This is a genomic window from Paenibacillus agri, from assembly GCF_013359945.1.
Taxonomy (GTDB): Bacteria; Bacillota; Bacilli; order Paenibacillales; family Paenibacillaceae; genus Paenibacillus_AQ; species Paenibacillus_AQ agri.
In genome coordinates this window covers 75,207-90,202 of sequence record NZ_JABWCS010000197.1, presented here as the reverse complement: position 1 = coordinate 90,202, position 14,996 = coordinate 75,207, and the positions used below count along the sequence as shown (strand labels likewise).

Annotated in this window: 15 protein-coding genes and 6 pseudogenes; 8 read left to right on the top strand and 13 right to left on the bottom strand. The window is 44.8% G+C overall.

Features of this window, described 5'->3' with window-relative positions; all coding sequences use genetic code 11:
* A partial coding sequence (locus HPT30_RS29560; protein WP_376767001.1) for a TetR family transcriptional regulator C-terminal domain-containing protein occupies window positions 1–185 on the top strand: 185 nt, incomplete at its 5' end.
* A 195-nt stretch (window positions 186–380) separates the two neighbouring features.
* A pseudogene (locus HPT30_RS07245) lies at window positions 381–773 on the top strand (hypothetical protein); the annotation flags it as partial.
* A 196-nt stretch (window positions 774–969) separates the two neighbouring features.
* On the opposite strand, the pseudogene HPT30_RS29865 reads toward HPT30_RS07245, so the two are convergent.
* Window positions 970–1,307 (bottom strand): annotated as a pseudogene (locus HPT30_RS29865) (transposase); the annotation flags it as partial.
* 139 nt (window positions 1,308–1,446) lie between these two features.
* Here HPT30_RS29865 and HPT30_RS07240 point away from each other — a divergent pair.
* Window positions 1,447–1,665 (top strand): annotated as a pseudogene (locus tag HPT30_RS07240) (IS3 family transposase); the annotation flags it as partial.
* Between the two features lie 134 nt (window positions 1,666–1,799).
* Here HPT30_RS07240 and HPT30_RS07235 read toward each other — a convergent pair.
* The 5 genes and pseudogenes from HPT30_RS07235 to hemQ all read right to left on the bottom strand — a co-directional run bounded on the left by HPT30_RS07235 (window position 1,800) and on the right by hemQ (window position 5,231).
* Window positions 1,800–2,990, bottom strand: a complete 1,191-nt coding sequence (locus HPT30_RS07235; protein WP_236703149.1) for an MFS transporter — start codon at window positions 2,988–2,990, stop codon at window positions 1,800–1,802.
* 105 nt (window positions 2,991–3,095) lie between these two features.
* Window positions 3,096–3,188: pseudogene (locus HPT30_RS30370) on the bottom strand (sugar ABC transporter permease); the annotation flags it as partial.
* Window positions 3,172–3,648 (bottom strand): DUF2306 domain-containing protein, encoded by a 477-nt coding sequence (locus HPT30_RS07230; RefSeq protein ID WP_246316976.1) that lies wholly within the window; start codon window positions 3,646–3,648, stop codon window positions 3,172–3,174. The gene HPT30_RS07230 and the pseudogene HPT30_RS30370, both read right to left, overlap by 17 nt.
* Before the next feature lie 147 nt (window positions 3,649–3,795).
* Window positions 3,796–3,945: a hypothetical protein gene (locus HPT30_RS07225; RefSeq protein ID WP_160319659.1), complete on the bottom strand. Its 150-nt coding sequence runs from the start codon at window positions 3,943–3,945 to the stop codon at window positions 3,796–3,798.
* A 539-nt stretch (window positions 3,946–4,484) separates the two neighbouring features.
* Entirely contained in the window at window positions 4,485–5,231 is a 747-nt protein-coding gene (gene hemQ / locus HPT30_RS07220; RefSeq protein ID WP_175370741.1) for a hydrogen peroxide-dependent heme synthase, read from the bottom strand.
* 810 nt (window positions 5,232–6,041) lie between these two features.
* Here hemQ and HPT30_RS07215 point away from each other — a divergent pair.
* The 3 genes and pseudogenes from HPT30_RS07215 (at window position 6,042) to HPT30_RS07205 (ending at window position 9,005) form a co-directional block, all read left to right on the top strand.
* Complete coding sequence (locus HPT30_RS07215; RefSeq protein WP_175370740.1) at window positions 6,042–7,241, top strand: MFS transporter; 1,200 nt, start codon at window positions 6,042–6,044, stop codon at window positions 7,239–7,241.
* Between the two features lie 212 nt (window positions 7,242–7,453).
* Window positions 7,454–7,552, top strand: a pseudogene (locus HPT30_RS30925) (TetR/AcrR family transcriptional regulator); the annotation flags it as partial.
* 472 nt (window positions 7,553–8,024) lie between these two features.
* Window positions 8,025–9,005 (top strand): NAD-dependent epimerase/dehydratase family protein, encoded by a 981-nt coding sequence (locus HPT30_RS07205; RefSeq protein ID WP_175370739.1) that lies wholly within the window; start codon window positions 8,025–8,027, stop codon window positions 9,003–9,005.
* Between the two features lie 374 nt (window positions 9,006–9,379).
* Here HPT30_RS07205 and HPT30_RS07195 read toward each other — a convergent pair whose 3' ends face one another.
* From HPT30_RS07195 to HPT30_RS29545, 5 genes are all read right to left on the bottom strand, one after another.
* Window positions 9,380–9,721 carry a sigma-70 RNA polymerase sigma factor region 4 domain-containing protein gene (locus HPT30_RS07195; protein WP_175370738.1) on the bottom strand — a complete coding sequence of 114 codons (342 nt, stop codon included), beginning with the start codon at window positions 9,719–9,721 and terminating at the stop codon, window positions 9,380–9,382.
* Between the two features lie 160 nt (window positions 9,722–9,881).
* On the bottom strand, window positions 9,882–10,958 hold the full coding sequence (locus HPT30_RS07190) for a ParB N-terminal domain-containing protein (RefSeq protein WP_175370737.1): 1,077 nt from the start codon (window positions 10,956–10,958) through the stop codon (window positions 9,882–9,884).
* Window positions 10,948–11,124: a ParA family protein gene (locus tag HPT30_RS29555; RefSeq protein ID WP_217622285.1), complete on the bottom strand. Its 177-nt coding sequence runs from the start codon at window positions 11,122–11,124 to the stop codon at window positions 10,948–10,950. The genes HPT30_RS07190 and HPT30_RS29555 overlap by 11 nt, the downstream gene beginning before the upstream one ends.
* 57 nt (window positions 11,125–11,181) lie before the next feature.
* Window positions 11,182–11,421 (bottom strand): ParA family protein, encoded by a 240-nt coding sequence (locus tag HPT30_RS30920; protein WP_217622284.1) that lies wholly within the window; start codon window positions 11,419–11,421, stop codon window positions 11,182–11,184.
* The gene (locus HPT30_RS29545) at window positions 11,381–11,740 is read right to left on the bottom strand and encodes a ParA family protein (protein ID WP_217622283.1); all 360 of its coding nucleotides are present in this window, start codon (window positions 11,738–11,740) and stop codon (window positions 11,381–11,383) included. The genes HPT30_RS30920 and HPT30_RS29545 overlap by 41 nt, the downstream gene beginning before the upstream one ends.
* A gap of 559 nt (window positions 11,741–12,299) precedes the next feature.
* Here HPT30_RS29545 and HPT30_RS30915 point away from each other — a divergent pair.
* Window positions 12,300–12,395 (top strand): annotated as a pseudogene (locus HPT30_RS30915) (MerR family transcriptional regulator); the annotation flags it as partial.
* 52 nt (window positions 12,396–12,447) lie between these two features.
* Window positions 12,448–13,257: a CPBP family intramembrane glutamic endopeptidase gene (locus HPT30_RS07175; RefSeq protein WP_175370736.1), complete on the top strand. Its 810-nt coding sequence runs from the start codon at window positions 12,448–12,450 to the stop codon at window positions 13,255–13,257.
* A 6-nt stretch (window positions 13,258–13,263) separates the two neighbouring features.
* Here HPT30_RS07175 and HPT30_RS07170 read toward each other — a convergent pair whose 3' ends face one another.
* Window positions 13,264–14,148 (bottom strand): carbohydrate ABC transporter permease, encoded by an 885-nt coding sequence (locus HPT30_RS07170; RefSeq protein WP_175370735.1) that lies wholly within the window; start codon window positions 14,146–14,148, stop codon window positions 13,264–13,266.
* 13 nt (window positions 14,149–14,161) lie between these two features.
* Window positions 14,162–14,836: an ABC transporter permease subunit gene (locus HPT30_RS07165; RefSeq protein WP_312876311.1), complete on the bottom strand. Its 675-nt coding sequence runs from the start codon at window positions 14,834–14,836 to the stop codon at window positions 14,162–14,164.
* Window positions 14,837–14,996 lie beyond the last annotated feature (160 nt).

The window sequence follows — 14,996 nt, the reverse complement described above, 5'->3', positions numbered from 1 at the left end:
GTGACGGGATTAAAGCTGGGGAGTTTAGGGGAGATCTGGATTCGGATGCGCTTGCTTCATTTGCATTTTCCTTGTTGGAAGGAGGCATTTTGCTCAGCAAATTGGATGGGGATAACAAGCACATGCTAATGAATATAACAATCTTCTCGTCCTATTTGCAGCAATGCTGCTTAAAGACCAGTTAAACTGTGGTGAACTGGCACATCGGAATAGAACTGGGTATAATCGATGACAGTCCAAGTAGGGCTGCATTCAAAATATACCTAGGTAGAGATGCATACAAACGTAATTGTCCCCATACTAGACATACTGTAATAAGGCAAAAAAACTGCACCGCCAATTGTTAGTCGTGTCTAACAATTGGCGGGCAGTTCATGATCAGCAAAAACCAAGCGAATACGTACTATTTCGATGTGGAAAAGTGCAAGCGATGTCCAAATTCAAGGAAGAATCCTATACAGACGGAGCTAAAACTAAAACGTATTCGGTAACGATAAAGTCCAACGAACACACCTAACAAATGGCGTTTCAAGAAAGTGAGTACTTCAAAGAAAGTCGAAGGAACGCTACAAGATTGAAGCCAAGAATAGCGAACTTAAGCACAGATGTTGAAAGAAAATACTTTATTTTCCGAGTCTAACACTTTATTTTCTTCTGACAACAGGAACGGGTATGATGTAGCCACATCCTCGGGTCTATTAGGCATGGAGATGCAAGGAGCTATGGCGATATTTGCTGCTAATCTAAAACGAATATTCAAATTAACAGACTAAAAAAATAACATTACATAGAAAAATGGGCCATCTGCTTCGTTTTCGAGAGCAACTGGCCATTTTTTATGCTACAGAATCATTAAGTCTGAAAAAAACTAAGTTCTTCAGTGGCCTCGGAATTCCTCGGCGGTCATTTTTCTCGTATTCGATTAATACACTGAGCTCATCCCTTGTAGACGTTATCCTCGTTAATGTGTTCGGGACTATAGGGAGGCAAAAAGATAAGTTAAGACGGTCGCGCTGCTTCTTAAGGAATCGCTCGAGTACCCTAGCGTGATGTGCCCTGGCATTATCCAATGCCAGGGTGATTTTACCTTTAGGATAAGATTCTATTTAACAAACCATGTATGCTGAATAGCTTGGTAATCACGAATCATGGCTTCATCTTCAAACCATAAGTGATCAATTTCGCCGTTCTCGTAATTTTTTTAAACCTTGGGAAGGTTGATTCGACAAACTCTTTTTGCTTTTCTTTGTCGGCTGCCGCCAGAGTATACATTGGCTGGTATAGCTCATACCCAGCCGGTACCGAATGGAGTAACCAACTTTTCACGCCTCGACACCAATAGAGTCGATGAGCGTTCGTTGTAGTCACACCTGACTTGATTACTGCCTTCGATATAGGTTACCAATTTTGTCATACGTATATGCAATGGTTGTTCCATCTTTTTGCATGTCACGCAAAGGGAATTGTTACGATAACGCAGTAATGGAGAACTTCTTTGGCATTATGAAGTCAGAGTTTCTTTATCTTCATGAGTTTGAAAGTGTAGATCACTTCAAGCAAGAACTAGAACGATACATGGATTACTACAATCACAAACGCATAAAGTCAAAATTAAAAGGCATGAGCCCGGTACAATACCGAGTTCATGCCAAACAAGTTGCATAAAAATATTTGTCTAACTTTAAGGGGTCACTTCATTTCATCGGATAAACCAGGGGTTTATTCCAATGTCTATTCTAAGGGGTGCAGACCAAGGTTGGAATACCAAACGACTCAGGACCTTTTTTGTTGGAAAGATATTAAGCTGCTAACTTGGATGCATCTTTTATATTGGACTTACGGGTAAGAGGTATAAATAATAGGATAGATAAGAACCCAAGTAACAAGAAGACAATTCCTACCCACATGACGCTTTGAATACCCATGCCATTGATAAATGCACCACTAACCATTGTACCAATGGTAACTCCAAGATTTGAAAACGCTACGAACAGACCGTTAGAGAAGTCTGGTGCTTCGGGCGCGGATGAAGTGATCATGTACTGGGAGATATTAAGGCCAAAAGTAAACAATACGCCCCAGAAAGCAATAAGAAGTATCATGGGAACAGTAAACGATCCGAGCAAGAATAGTACCAAATAACTACCAACAAACACGAGTGGATAGACAAAGGCAGTCTTTAACGCATTATTTGTAAGTAATTTACCTGCGAGTAAATTACCTATCATCCCTGTTAAACCAAATAGAATAAGCATTAAGCTAATCGTATTTGAAGACATTTCCGTTACACGCCCAAGGTACTCTGCAAAGAAGCTGAATGTTGCATACATACCAGAAAGGATAAAGATTGCACCAAAGATGGCTGCCCAAACAACACCTTTCTTCAAAATACGAACCTGTGAGCCATAAGACTGTTTTTGTTTCACGGGAAGGGAAGGGACAAAGAGAAGAATGGCCAAGAATGTTAAAGCATTTACAACAGCAAAGAATAACATCGCTATCTCAAGATTCGCATAGACCGCAATGAAAGAGGCAATTGGAGTTCCAATAATCATACCCGCGGTGAGACCCATGAATACACGACCGATTGCTTTTGGAGCCATTTCTGGACTAACCGAGGAAGCAGCTGCAGTAAAGGCAACAGACACGTAAACCGGATGTAGGAATGCAGGAACAATTCTTGCTATTAAGGCTATTGTAAAATTGGGGGCAAACATAGAAACAACGTTACTAACCACAAATAGCCCGATAGCAAGAAGCATAACACCTTTACGGTTAAATCCTGAGAATAACAATGGCAAGATAGAACCTGAAATTGCAACTGCGAGTGCGAATAGGCTAACAAGCAGGCCTGCGGTTGAAACGCTAACTCCAAAGTTTTCAGCAATGAGTGGCAATATCCCGATAATGCCCATCTCTGTATTAATGATTCCAAAAACCCCGAAAGCTAGGATGAAAATAATAAATGCTTTTGATTTGGTACCAGACACAATATTCACTCCTATTTATATTATTTTGTATAACTACTGTGAAAATGAAAAAATATATACTGGTATTTTTCTATTAGGAATCAATCTATAATCAAAGATTCATCAGAGCATCTTCCCGATTTGTAAAATTAGCAAAATAACAATGGTAGGCTTAATCCCAGGCAAAGTAATATGCCATATTTTACGAAGCCTGCTCGCCAGCCTTTCGTCTCCGAATGGTCCATTCCGCCGCCAAGAAAAGAAGTAAGATCGTTCCTATAACACTCGCCGTATATCCGACCTCATAGCTCATTCCCGGCGCGTTGATGAAGAGAAGCATAAGCGTATGTATTATCTGATTTGTAAAGCAGAACGCGTAACTGCGGATCATCCAGCGGCGGTGGTTTTCAACCCGTTCTTGTCGAATATCCAAGTATGCGTCCGCTGTTATAAATATCCAAATGATATTAAGCAAATTGAAGGCTACACTCACGACCTTGCCTCCGGTCGTAAAAGGAGCCATATAGCCTGATGTGATACATACGGCCAGTACGGCGACGACATAGACGTAGCTGAGAATACGATGCGTCTTCCGGTACTTACGGAGCTTGGCACTAGCAAAGTTTATGGCTCCCGCAGCGATTGCGATGCAGGCGAAGATGACGTGAACGTTCAGCATAGTTAGCCAGACAGGTAAATTCATCGGACGGATGAGCTTGGTCTTGTGGCTCAAAATACCGACGCATCCGGATCCAGGGCGAAACGATTCAAGAGCGTCCAGAAGACGAAGGCTGCAGCAACGGTAATCAGGAGGCGGAAAGCACTTTTAGCGTTCATCAGCCTGAGGCGCGTTACCTATCAATCGGCGAGAATCACGTTCACTGCGCAGCCGGGCAAAACGGAAACCGGCGAATGTGAACAGTGAAACGAAAAACCAGCAATTAAGCGAGAACAAGAGACTGTGACTAATCGTCATGGCGCAACTCCTTTACATGTTGTTTAGAGTCATCAGCGCCAGCTTGAAAACTCTCCAGCATCTGATGGTCGTTATGAGTCACCACGATAATCGGCAGGGATGAATACAACAACAAATTACGATGATGCCGGTAATGAAATTATTGCTGTCAACGGACAAGCATACTCATATGATTCAAATTGGAACTTAACAAGTAATGGTATCAAGACCTTAATCTACAATGTCGACGACTCGCTAAGTTCTTATCACGGGAATAACGAGATCCAGCATCGGGTCGGCCCCATCAGGGGTTGACGCATATTCATTCAACGTGACAATTCCGTATTGAGTCGCAACACGTCGACAATCTGGACATCCGTTTTTGTTAAGTTCCCTCGGTACAATGCAATTGGGTTTATTAGTTGCGGTCAAAATTTTCTTTCTTGCACGCTTACAATACGAGATACTTGTATTTTCGAAACGGACCTAGAACTGTCACAAAAGATAAAAAAATCACAAATCCGTGAAGCATAATTTAGCCGTTGGCGTCTTTTTTGGCCTCACACGTTCAGCAACTCTGTCAAGCCAGCAGGTGTGAGTATGTTGCCAACGTAAAACTGGCCGAATTCTCCGAAGCGTGCGCTAGTCTCGTCGAACCGCATCTCATAGACGAGCTTCTTAAACTGCAGCGGATCGTCGGCAAACAGTGTAACACCCCACTCCCAATCGTCGAAGCCGACCGAGCCGGTGATAATCTGCTTGACCTTGCCTGCATAAGTGCGGCCGATCATACCGTGACTGCGCATGAAGTTTTTGCGCTCCTCCAGAGAAAGCATGTACCAGTTATCGCCTAGCATGCGTCGCTTGTTCATAGGGTAAAAGCAGATATGTTTCGCCTTGGGTAAGATTGGCTTAAGGCGAGCGGCTACTTCGGGAACTTGCATCGGATCGGAGCCGGGAGGGGCTAAATAATTGCTCAGCTCGACGACACTGACGTACGAGTAAACTGGTTTTACGAATTTTGCGAACCGAGAACGATTAAATGCGTTCTCCGCTGAGTTCAGCTCCTCGAGTGTCTCGCGTAGGTTTATAAACATAATGTCTGCTTTCTGGCCGACGATGGCGTACATTGCCAAGCTGCCCTCCATCCGGGATTCGACCGCCGACCATTCATAGATTAGCGTCATCAAATCATGCTTTGCATACTCGCGTTCCTCTGTGGTTGCACTTTCCCAGGCAACCCAGTCTATGGTGCGGAAATCATGCAGTGCATACCAACCCTCTATCGTTTCTGCTGCTTCACTCATCTTACTTCAACTCCCCTGGTTGTTTTGGCTTATCCAATAGCTTTCTTTTTTTGAATTTCATTGCTTGATCTTAGAACAAAGAGTGATTTCATCCTGATAAGGAGTTGCTGCATCCAATGTAACGGGACTATAGTCGAACTGTCGTGTTTTAAGAAATGATGATTTATCATCATACACTTGATCGACCATGCAGTCTTTCTTCCACGCGTGCACTACATATTCATTATGTGACAACTCTTTAATTCGGCGAAAAAAAGGTCAGATCAGTTCAACGCCTTTAAAATCTACTTTTCAGTCATTCTCAAGTCCTCCTATAAGTTTTAGTTATTCCAAAAAGGTAATAACTCTCATGAAAACAAAATGGCTCGGCGCTATTTCATTCTAGAACAGCTTGTTGTACAATAAAAGATACCGAACGGTACCTTTTATTGTATCATGATTCTATTGAAAGGCAAGATCGGAATCATATATTCGATTTTTCGTGACGGGATTAAAGCTGGGGAGTTTAGGGGGATCTGGATTTAAGGATTTTTGCTCAGCAAATTGGATAGGGATAACAAGCGCGTGCTAATGAATATAACATTCTTCTCGTCTTATTTGCAGGAATGCTGTTTCGCAAGGAAACACGAGTAGATGGAACAACCATTGTGCGTATATGTATGACAAAATGGTGACCTATATCGAAGGAGTAGCAGAAAGAGCTTGTCGAACGGGGCTTGTGAATAATGCAGGAATCACCCGAGTCTGGTGCTAAAGCTGCTGGTTTTCGAGTGCTTTCTTATTGAGAAAAACGGATAGGTGGTTATTTATTTGGATGCAGTGAATATAGAAAATAAACCAGAAAGTAAAAGACCGACTTTGGCGCTATTAGCGCTGACAATCGGGGCATTTGCGATTGGAATGACTGAATTTATTATTATGGGGTTACTTCCTGAAGTGGCCGATAGCTTGCAGGTGTCCATCCCCTCAGCAGGGCTACTCATTACCGGATATGCACTGGGTGTGGCTATAGGAGCTCCTATCATCACAGTCGCCACTCATCGAATGAAGCGAAAGCAGTTGCTTCTTTTTCTTATGATTCTGTTCATATCAGGTAATGCATTGGCTGCTCTTGCACCGAACTATGGAGTATTAATGGTAGCTCGTATCGTGGCTGCATTAACTCACGGATCCTTCTTTGGTGTTGGATCTGTTATTGCAGCTGGACTTGTTCCTAAGGAAAAACGGGCTGGAGCTATTGCCATCATGTTTACCGGTCTGACACTTGCAAATATTCTTGGCGTCCCTATCGGTACATTTATTGGTCAAGCCTATGGATGGAGATCCACTTTTTGGGCGATCACTATCCTAGGTCTGATTGCTTTGATTGGGATTGCCGTGCTCGTTCCAAAAGTAGAATCAGCTTCATCGAACCTTAAGCAGGAGCTTAGTGTACTGCGTAAGCCAACCGTTTATATTGCTCTTTTGATGACGACGTTTGGTAATGGAGGGCTCTTTACGGTATTCACTTATATTTCACCGATTTTAACTGATATTACTAAGTTCCCGGTGAATTCGGTTTCTTACATCCTTGTTTTATTCGGGATCGGCATCACGCTTGGGAATATTATCGGAGGTAAGCTGGCTGACCGCAAATTAATGCCGTCTCTCCTTGGGATACTCGTTGTGTTGGCCATAGTTTTGGCAGTATTCTCAATTACGGATCAGCATAAAGTGCCTGCTTTGATTACTATTTTTATATTAGGAATGGCTGCTTTTGGAATTATACCAGGATTGCAGCTTCATATGCTGAATACGGCCAAAGAAGCTCCAACGCTGGCGTCGACTTTAAATGTTGCGGCTTTTAACCTGGGTAATGCGTTTGGTGCGTATATCGGAGGCTTGGTTATAGATTTACAAATTGGGGGAGGCCTAACAGCCGTTCCTTGGGTTGCTTCCATCGTAACCGGCATGGGAATTTTATTTACTCTCTGGAGTGTTCAACAACAAAAGAAAAGTACTAGGTCGTAATTTTAGGGTAAGCTTTGCTTATCGTCCACGAGAAATCGTGGGTCTTATAGAGACAGACTTTGATGGGGGATTGCTCGTGTTTGCCACAATCACTGAATCAAGATGGATTTTCAGCGTCCGTACGGGAAACGGATATAGTCGCGTCGGGAACTGGGGTTTTATTGAATGTCAGGAGGGGATTGGCACCAATATAGCTGTGCTATATTGGTCGCATGAATACACACGACGCTCTACTCAATGCGGCTTTACAAGTTCTCGAGGAAGAGGGCGAGGCACAGTTCACAACACGCTCCGTCTGCGCAATCGCGAAGGTGACCGCACCGACGCTGTACCATCACTTCGGCAGCGCCGACGGGCTACTGAGCGCCGCCATTAAGGAAGCATTTGCTCAGTTTCTCGAGAGCAAAAGGACTGCTATGCAATCCTTCGATCCGGTTATGGCACTACGCGAAGGCTGGGACGATTACGTGCGCTTCGCAGCGGCTCGTCCACGGCTCTACGCGGTGATGATGGGCCGGGTTCTCAACGATGCTGAAATTCCCGCCGCCGAGCAGGCATTTGCGCTCCTCATCCAACGCATCGCGGCCATCGCTGCTGAGGGTCGGCTCAGGCCGACGGTGGAGGTGGCTGCTGATCTTATGTGGGCATCTGCGAATGCTACATCCCTACTATACGTCACAGCTCGGCTACGAAAACGGTGCCACCCACTTCAGAAATCCTGGAGCAAATCCGTGAGGGGGCCATACGGTCCATCCTACATCCTGAACAGAAAGGACGAACAAAATGAAAATTCTTGTCACGGGAGGTACTGGTCTGCTAGGCGGTCGCCTAATCCGGAAGCTCATAGAGGACGGTCACGAGATTTTCGCACTCACACGCTCCATATCATCTCACGCCAAACTCAAGTCCATGGGTGCTACGCCAGTCGATGCCGATCTCGAAAGCAGCACGCCACTCATATTGCCGGTGATTGATGCGGTTGTGCACGCAGCAGCATTGTTCCGCTTTTCAGGGCCTCGCGAACCCTTCTTTCGTACCAACGTTGATGGAACCGTAGCCTTGTTGAAGGCAGCCGAGTCCGCCGGTGCGAAGACATTCGTCTACATCAGTGCAGCGGGAATCCTCATGGATAATGGCGGTACTCCCATACGCAACGTTGATGAAAGCACGCCGATTTTCCCGAACCACTTCTCCGCCTACCTGGCAAGCAAGGCACGGGCCGAATCGATGGTTCTGGCAGCTAACAAACCTGGCTTTCGCACCATCGCGCTTCGCCCGCCGGCTATCTGGGGGCCGGGTGATCCGTTTAGTCAAGGGCTTCCCGAAGCAGTCAGATCTGGACAGTTCGCCTTCATCAACCGCGGAGACTATGCTTTTGCAACCTGCCACGTGGACAATGTGGTAGAAGCGATACAATGCGCACTCACACGCGGAGAAGGCGGTCATGCCTTCTTCATCAAAGACCAGGAAGGGCAGACTTTCCGTGAGTTCGTCACCTCGCTCGCGAACTTACAGGGCTTGTCCATCGATAAGCTGCATTCGATGCCCTACTGGCTTGCCTCTGCCATTGGCCGGCTGCTCGACACTATCTGGGCCGTCACGCGGAAGGACGGGGATCCGCCGATCTCACGCTCGATGATACGCATGATCGGGCGTGAGTTCACAGTCAACGATGCCGCTGCACGTCGAGAGTTGGGCTATGTCGGAAGAACTTTGCGTGATGCGGGCTTGCAAAGCTATGAGGAAACATCTGCTCGACGATAGTTATTTAGAATATAGTATGAAAACAAGGACAAGCCATATGAAGCAAACTCCACATGGCTTGTCCTTGTATTATTTGTAACGACTAAGATCAAAGCGACTGACTGCCAGGATAAAGGCAATTGTCAACTGTTGTTTGCAATTTGCATCAATGGTGCCATTTCGTTTAGCGTATTTATTTATAAATCCCATAACGGATAATCAATCTGGCTTCAGCTTCTTTGTCACCTTGTTGTGCTGAGCTATTCATATTTATCCTCCTTTTATCGTCAAGGTAGGCTGATGGCGATGTTGATGAAAAGGGAGGACAGCGACAAACAAACGGACTTTTACCTCTCCATAATTCTTTTAAGCTTCACCAAAACATTTGATTTCATTTAGGAAACAGCTTGTCTGCTGGTTCCTAAAAGTCGAGCAATTTCTTTATCTGTTTTGTCTTCGTAATATTTATGGTACAGAAGTCTTTGTTCCTTTGATGTAAGAAGCGATAGTTCAGGAATTTGAGAAAGAACAGGAATGTGTTGATGTTGTGGCAGATTGTGCTGACCAACTAGATAATTGATATTAATCTCAAAAGTGACAGCATCCATGGGAACAACATAGGTTGAATCACGCCTCAGTTTCTCAAAATAATCTTTTTGAGCGTGCTGGAGACAGGCTTTAACATAACTGCTGAAGGCTCTTTCAAGTGAATCATTAGTTCCAACTCCCGATATCATAAGTTTCCATCTCCTCTCTGTAATTAAATGGGGAGTAGAGTCGAAAAAGGCAACTTCCAAACAAAAAAATAAAAAAATGGAAGATCCAAGTCTATTTTCGTCTTCATCTAACAGAAAATGAATGAAATGCATGTCAGAATGTACTCAAAATTGATTTGATTTATTTAAGTGACTTTGTATAAAAATTAAAACGAACGTTATCCTCGTTTAAGGGTGGGGATGATTCATTTTGTTGGTGCTTCTGAATGGCAAAATACATTTCTAATGCCTTGTCGATGATTTCCTCGACCTCGGCCACCTTGTGAGCGGAGGAAAAGTATTTCGCATATATCTTATGTTTGAGTTTGAAGGGGGCTGGTGTTTTATTGCGCGGCTTGCGGGTGGCTTCGCCGGATAAGATTTTAATGGCTTGATCGACGGTGAGCTTACCAGAGTAGCCTTGCAAAAGTTCGGACTTTCTCATGTCCACTTTGAAGCCATTTTCTGCTACAGCTTGTTCTACTAAGTTTTGTTCATCTTCTGACAGATAAGATAGATGGACGGCGCAGCGTAAAGGCAATTCCTCGACCTCGGTACGCTGCTTTAGTTCAGGAATCAGCTTGTCAATACGTAGCAATCGGGAGACGGAATTTTTAGATAAACCGTATTCTTGAGCAACTTTATCCCGACTGGTAGACTTCTGCCCCACTGGGGCAGAAGTTGTATTTTCCCTGATGTACTGCGGGTTTTCCAGGCTTTTAAGCTCCTCAATAATATCGTTTCGTTTGCCCTGGGAGAACATTTCAGAGTGACGAAGAGTCAGTACCTTGGCCTTTTCAGAAGGGAGCATGTCGGTAAAAGAACGTTGCAACACATTGGTTTCCACCACATACATGAGGGCTTCTTCATCAGTAAGCATTTCCTTTACAACAGCAGGCAGTTTTTCAAGCCCTAGTAATTGCGCCGCGTTCATCCGGTTATGTCCAGCTAGCATTTCATGGTCACAACCGTTCTCATCGACCTCAATCTTTCGCACAATGACCGGGACAAGAATACCGTTGCTTTCAATGCTGCTAACCATATCCGCTAATCGTTCACCATCATATAAGCGAAAAGGATGATCTTTATACATTCTTATTTTATTTATGGGAATAGTTTGAATTCCGCTAGTTTGATCAAGTAAAGGCTGGTCTTTCTCCGATAGCAATAACAACTCATCAATGCTGGACAGTTTGGGAACAGGACGTTTAGCAGCCACTCTCCATCAGCTCCTTCGCCAGTTCTTGATATGCCGCGGCTACCTTGGATTTGGGTTCAAACTGAATAATGCTCTGACTATAAAAGTTTGCTTCGCCTACTTTAACGGACAAAGGAATCTGCACATCGAAGATGTGGAAGGCTTCGCGGTAGTAAACTTTAACCAAACGGAAAGCCTCCTTGTACAAGTTGGTACGGGTGTTGCACATGGTCATGAGAATACCTTAAATACTAATGCGCGGGTTGATGCGTTTTTTGACTTTTACAATGATTCTGAGCAACTGGGTTAATCCTGTGGCAGACCATAGCTGTGGATTGACGGGGATCAGCACGCTATCGCTGGCGGCAAGAGCATTGATCGTCAGCAATCCAAGAGAAGGATTGGTGTCAATGATGATGTAGTCGTAATTCTGCTTTATCGGTTCAAGTAGGGATGCTAGCGTTTTTTTCCCCGCCCATTTCATCCCGTAAATTAATCTCTGCAACCGATAACTCAATGTTGCTCGGAATGAGGTCGATATTTCCGTGCGAGTGGATATACTCCTCAGCAGGGGGAAGGGGATCGTCGTTCATAATAGCGTTCATGACATTGAACATGGAGAATGGAAGTTGATCCGGCTGCTTAATGCCAAAGCACATGGACAGATTGCCTTGTGGGTCAAAATCGACGAGTAGCACTTTTTTTCTTTCATTAGATAAGGCGTAAGCCAGATTGTAGGCAGTGGTCGTTTTGCCTGTGCCGCCTTTCTGATTAGCAATGGTAATAACGGTTGTTTTGCACATGATATATACCCTCCCTGGAGCAATCGCTCCGTTAATTTTGTCACTGGTAGGGAGCGGGCTGATTCTGTTTTAGTTCTTTCCGAGTTCTTTCCAACGTCTAAAAACAGCTTCTTTTTCGCTGATTGTCGGGAAGTCAGACTGGCTCTGAATTCAACGCAAAAACCCGCGTAAAACCTTGATTCTACAAGGCTTTACGCGGGTTTTATATTCCTCTACTTAGATTTAACTTCTGCTCATGTCGCAATAGCATGTGCGACTCAAAATCGAGTGGGAAACCGTGGAGGTTCGAGTCCTCTCACCACTGCTTTTTTTATTATATTTAAAACCTCATTCATAGTATTAGCTGACGAAACCTTCGAACTGTACTTCAAATGAGAAGTAAGAATGATTTCTAAATGTACACAATTCTAATGTGGAACCATAACAAGAACGCTCATATTGAATGTTGCCCAGGCATCCCATTCAATATGAGCGTTTTGGCTATGTCTTTGTTTTGTCGGATAAAAAGGGCTTGCGCATAACGTAACGTCAGGAACTATACTGGGACTTTTATTGTCAGAAGGGACTACTCAAGCCAAGCCGTTATAATGAACAGGGTCACCGGACTTATACCGATGAAGATTTGCTTCTTCTCCAACAAATATTGATCTTGTAAGAAAACAAGAATAAATGAAAGAAAATATTAATTTTTAATGGGAGTGTTTATAATGTCAATCAATAGGGACAAGCTGCAAGAATCTTTGGATCCTGCCCTTCGGGTTCGTCCCCGCGTAGGATGGGGTGTTCTCACCTATTTCCTCTACAGCGCAGTTTTCTACGCGATCTTCGTGCTCAACGGTATCGACTACACGCGAGTTGGTGAGAGTGAGCGGACTCTTCTTCTCTGGTATATAGCACCGCTGTCCGGCGGCGCCGTGCTGACCATCACAATGGTCACGATCTACGGATGGTGGCGCCCCAGCCTGGTGGAAAGGCGGCGTCTTTCCCGTTGGACAATGACTCTCCCGATCATCATGATGGTTATCGCGATCGTGAACATGCTGACCGGCGATTTCACCCGGATCACGCCCCTCATGTGGCTGTATCTCATCCTCGGCAGTATCATGGTTGGCTTCAATGAGGAGATGATCAATCGAGGTCAGTTGATAGCTGCTCTACGCAGCCGATTCGGTGAAACCGGGGTCTGGCTGCTCTCAACAGCGATGTTTGCAGTGTTCCACCTGCCGAACATGTTCCTGGGTATCGGGGCGGGTGCCCTGTTCCAGGTAATCATCGCTTTTGGCCTCGGTTCGATTTTCTACCTCGCCCGCCGATCTACCGGATCGCTCGTGGCCTCTATGTTCCTGCACGGGCTCTGGGACTTTAGCGTCTTTTCAGCCAATGGCGCGTCGGCGTTACCCATCGCTGGTTTACTAGCTCCGTTGTTGGTGATCGCTGCAGTGATCACGGTCCCGATCATCCTCCGTCGTGAAAGAGGGCGCGATAACGCCCAAAGCGTGTCACGATCAGTCGGCTGATTCATATCAGCCTTTAATAGAGCCGACGAGAGCTCCTTTGACGAAGAAACGCTGCAGGAACGGATAGACGAGCAGCACAGGCAGCGTGGCAATGATAATGGTCGCATATTTAATCGTCTCGCCTAACTTATATGCCTCACCTGTAGCTGCTCCAGAGGAAATGGTATCCGTCTGGCTATAGATTAATATTTCTCTGAGCACGAGCTGCAGCGGATATAGTGTGCGATCCTGAATAAACATGGATGGGAAAAACCACATGTTCCATTTGTCTACTGCTGTATACAGCACAATTACCGTAATTACAGGCATGGAAAGTGGTATAACAACGCGCAGCAGCATTGTCCAATGACCTGCTCCATCAATCTGGGCCGCTTCCTCAAGGCTTGGCGGCAGGGAGAGAAAGGCTGTTCTCATAATAATCAGATGAAAGGTTTTGATGGAAAAGGGTAGAAGAAGGGCCCAAAGGGTATTCATCATGCCCAGTTGTTTGATGACAAGATAAAACGGAATCATACCGCCGCTAAAGAACATCGACACCACGACAAATATCATTAGCATCTTGTTCCATAGCACATTGCGCCGAGATAACACATAAGCGCCCAGTATGGTCAGAGAGAGGTTGAGCATAACACCTCCCAGTACTAGTGTGATCGTATTCTTGTATCCGCTCCAAATGGCTGGATTAGCCAGCGCCCGGGTATAGGCTGAAATGTTAAACCCAAGCGACTTCCATAACAGTCCCCGATGCGCGAGTAGTTGATCTCCATCACTGAATGAAGCGAATAAAACAAAAAGCAGCGGATATAGCGTTATAAATACGATAAGGCTCAGTATGACTCCAATCAAAATGACAGTAAGTCGGTCCGGCCAATCTATTGATTTCTTCCTCATGATCGACCCCCCATTACCATAAACTTTTTCCACTGAATTTTCGACTAATTGCGTTAGCCAGCACAAGCACGGTCAAATTAATGAGCGAGTTAAACAAGCCTACGGCTGAGCTGAAGCTCCAGTCATTATCGATTAGACCTTTGCGATACACATAGGTGGAAATAACATCGGCCGTTTCGTAGTTGACAGGGTTATATAGCAATATAATTTTTTCATAGCTGACCTCTAGTAGATGACCAAGCCGCAGAATTAACATGATAATAATCGTTGGAGCAAGTCCAGGGAGTGTAATGGAAACAATCTGTCGCAGCCTCCCTGCACCGTCAATACGTGCGGCCTCATATTGCTTAGGATCGATACCTGTTAATGCTGCCAAATAAATAATAGATTCCCAGCCGGATTGCTGCCATATTTCTGAAGATACGTAGATGCTGCGAAATAAATTTGGCTGCTGAAGCATATCTTGGCCGCTAGACCCGGATAGATAGCTATATAGCAAATTAATGGGGCTGCCAGATTCCGTAAACACTCTGATCAATTCGCAAACGACGATTAGGGAAATAAAATAAGGCAGATACGAAACCGTTTGGAGGAAATTTTTCAAAAAACGGTTTCGGACCTCATTCAGAAGCAGAGCCAATATAATGGGGGCCGTGAACCCAAACAGCAATGAATATAAACTAAGCATGAGGGTATTGCGTATCAGCCTCCAAAAATAATGCCCGTTCATGAAATGAACAAAATGATCCAGCCCGACCCAATCGCTTCCCCAAATCCCCTTCATTGGCGAATAGTTTTGAAATGCGATGACTGCTCCGTACATTGGCCAGTAAAAAAATACAAGGTAA